We start from the raw sequence: 3276 nt of genomic DNA, 5'->3' as shown, positions 1-3276 counted from the left end.
GCCGGGCACGCTGTTGGGTGTCTGAGGGAATGGATTTTTCCTCAGTCGCCGGCCCCAGTGAACTCGCCTGTAAGGGTGGGGTGATGGGTGGCTGGTCGTTGTTTGAGAACTGCACAGTGGACGCGAGCATCTGTGGCCAAGTTTTTAAGGGCGCACGGTGGATGCCTTGGCACCAGGAACCGATGAAGGACGTGGGAGGCCACGATAGTCCCCGGGGAGTCGTCAACCAGGCTTTGATCCGGGGGTTTCCGAATGGGGAAACCCGGCAGTCGTCATGGGCTGTCACCCGCTGCTGAACACATAGGCAGTGTGGAGGGAACGCGGGGAAGTGAAACATCTCAGTACCCGCAGGAAGAGAAAACAACCGTGATTCCGGGAGTAGTGGCGAGCGAAACCGGATGAGGCCAAACCGTATGCGTGTGAGACCCGGCAGGGGTTGCGTATACGGGGTTGTGGGATCTCTCTTTTGTGGTCTGCCGGCCATGAGACGAGTCAGAAACCGTTGATGTAGGCGAAGGACATGCGAAAGGTCCGGCGTAGAGGGTAAGACCCCCGTAGTCGAAACGTCAGCGGCTCGTTTGAGAGACACCCAAGTAGCACGGGGCCCGAGAAATCCCGTGTGAATCTGGCGGGACCACCCGCTAAGCCTAAATATTCCCTGGTGACCGATAGCGGATAGTACCGTGAGGGAATGGTGAAAAGTACCGCGGGAGCGGAGTGAAATAGTACCTGAAACCGTGTGCCTACAAGCCGTGGGAGCGTCGGATGGAAGCTTGCTTCCATCTCGTGACTGCGTGCCTTTTGAAGAATGAGCCTGCGAGTTTGCGGTGTGTTGCGAGGTTAACCCGAGTGGGGAAGCCGTAGCGAAAGCGAGTCCGAATAGGGCGGTGGAGTAGCACGCTCAAGACCCGAAGCGGAGTGATCTAGCCATGGGCAGGTTGAAGCGGAGGTAAGACTTCGTGGAGGACCGAACCCACCAGGGTTGAAAACCTGGGGGATGACCTGTGGTTAGGGGTGAAAGGCCAATCAAACTCCGTGATAGCTGGTTCTCCCCGAAATGCATTTAGGTGCAGCGTCGTGTGTTTCTTGCCGGAGGTAGAGCACTGGATAGGCGATGGGCCCTACCGGGTTACTGACCTTAGCCAAACTCCGAATGCCGGTAAGTGAGAGCGCGGCAGTGAGACTGTGGGGGATAAGCTCCATGGTCGAGAGGGAAACAGCCCAGAGCATCGACTAAGGCCCCTAAGCGTACGCTAAGTGGGAAAGGATGTGGAGTCGCAGAGACAACCAGGAGGTTGGCTTAGAAGCAGCCACCCTTGAAAGAGTGCGTAATAGCTCACTGGTCTAGTGATTCCGCGCCGACAATGTAGCGGGGCTCAAGCGTACCGCCGAAGTCGTGTCATTCGTATAACAGCCCCAACGGGTGTACGGATGGGTAGGGGAGCGTCGTGTGCCGGGTGAAGCAGCACCGGAAGGTAGTTGTGGACGGTTCACGAGTGAGAATGCAGGCATGAGTAGCGATTCACACGTGAGAAACGTGTGCGCCGATTGACTAAGGGTTCCTGGGTCAAGCTGATCTGCCCAGGGTAAGTCGGGACCTAAGGCGAGGCCGACAGGCGTAGTCGATGGATAACCGGTTGATATTCCGGTACCCGCTGTGAAGCGTCAAACATCGAGCATCGTGATGCTAAGGCCGTGAAGCCGTTCCGGACCCTTCGGGGAAAGGAAAGTGGTGGAGCCGCCGAACCAAGCGGTTAGTAGGTGAGTGATGGGGTGACGCAGGAAGGTAGTCCAGCCCGGGCGGTGGTTGTCCCGGGGTAAGGGTGTAGCCCGTTGTCTAGGTAAATCCGGATGACATGAGGGTGAGACCTGATGCCGAGCCGATTGTGGTGAAGTGGATGATCCTATGCTGTCGAGAAAAGCCTCTAGCGAGTTTCATGGCGGCCCGTACCCTAAACCGACTCAGGTGGTCAGGTAGAGAATACCGAGGCGTTCGGGTGAACTATGGTTAAGGAACTCGGCAAAATGCCCCCGTAACTTCGGGAGAAGGGGGGCCACGCTTGGTGATCCGTTTTACACGGTGAGCTGGGGGTGGCCGCAGAGACCAGCGAGAAGCGACTGTTTACTAAAAACACAGGTCCGTGCGAAGCCGTAAGGCGATGTATACGGACTGACGCCTGCCCGGTGCTGGAACGTTAAGGGGACCGGTTAGCTCCATTTCGGTGGGGCGAAGCTGAGAACTTAAGCGCCAGTAAACGGCGGTGGTAACTATAACCATCCTAAGGTAGCGAAATTCCTTGTCGGGTAAGTTCCGACCTGCACGAATGGCGTAACGACTTCTCGACTGTCTCAACCATAGGCCCGGTGAAATTGCACTACGAGTAAAGATGCTCGTTTCGCGCAGCAGGACGGAAAGACCCCGGGACCTTTACTACAGTTTGATATTGGTGTTCGGTTCGGCTTGTGTAGGATAGCTGGGAGACTTTGAACTCTGGACGCCAGTTCAGGGGGAGTCGTCGTTGAAATACCAGTCTGGTCGTGCTGGATGTCTAACCTGGGTCCGTGATCCGGATCAGGGACAGTGTCTGATGGGTAGTTTAACTGGGGCGGTTGCCTCCTAAAGAGTAACGGAGGCGCCCAAAGGTTCCCTCAGCCTGGTTGGCAATCAGGTGTTGAGTGTAAGTGCACAAGGGAGCTTGACTGTGAGACCGACGGGTCGAGCAGGGACGAAAGTCGGGACTAGTGATCCGGCGGTGGCTTGTGGAAGCGCCGTCGCTCAACGGATAAAAGGTACCCCGGGGATAACAGGCTGATCTTCCCCAAGAGTCCATATCGACGGGATGGTTTGGCACCTCGATGTCGGCTCGTCGCATCCTGGGGCTGGAGTCGGTCCCAAGGGTTGGGCTGTTCGCCCATTAAAGCGGTACGCGAGCTGGGTTTAGAACGTCGTGAGACAGTTCGGTCCCTATCCGCTGTGCGCGTAGGAATATTGAGAAGGGCTGTCCCTAGTACGAGAGGACCGGGACGGACGAACCTCTGGTGTGCCAGTTGTTCTGCCAAGGGCATGGCTGGTTGGCTACGTTCGGGAGGGATAACCGCTGAAAGCATCTAAGCGGGAAGCCTGCTTCGAGATGAGTATTCCCACCTCCTTGAGAGGGTAAGGCTCCCAGTAGACGACTGGGTTGATAGGCCGGATATGGAAGCACGGTAACGTGTGGAGTTGACCGGTACTAATAGGCCGAGGGCTTGTCCTCAGTTGCTCGCGTCCACTGTGTT

1 rRNA gene is annotated in these 3276 nt (G+C 56.8%); it reads left to right on the top strand.

Annotation, left to right across the window (positions count from 1 at the left end):
• Window positions 1–134: 134 nt before the first annotated feature.
• Window positions 135–3254, top strand: a 23S ribosomal RNA gene (locus ACZ6TU_RS38865).
• The last annotated feature ends 22 nt before the right edge of the window (window positions 3255–3276 follow it).

It is taken from the genome of Streptomyces sp. NPDC052064 (assembly GCF_055585925.1).
This window is presented reverse-complemented; position numbering and strand designations above follow the sequence as displayed.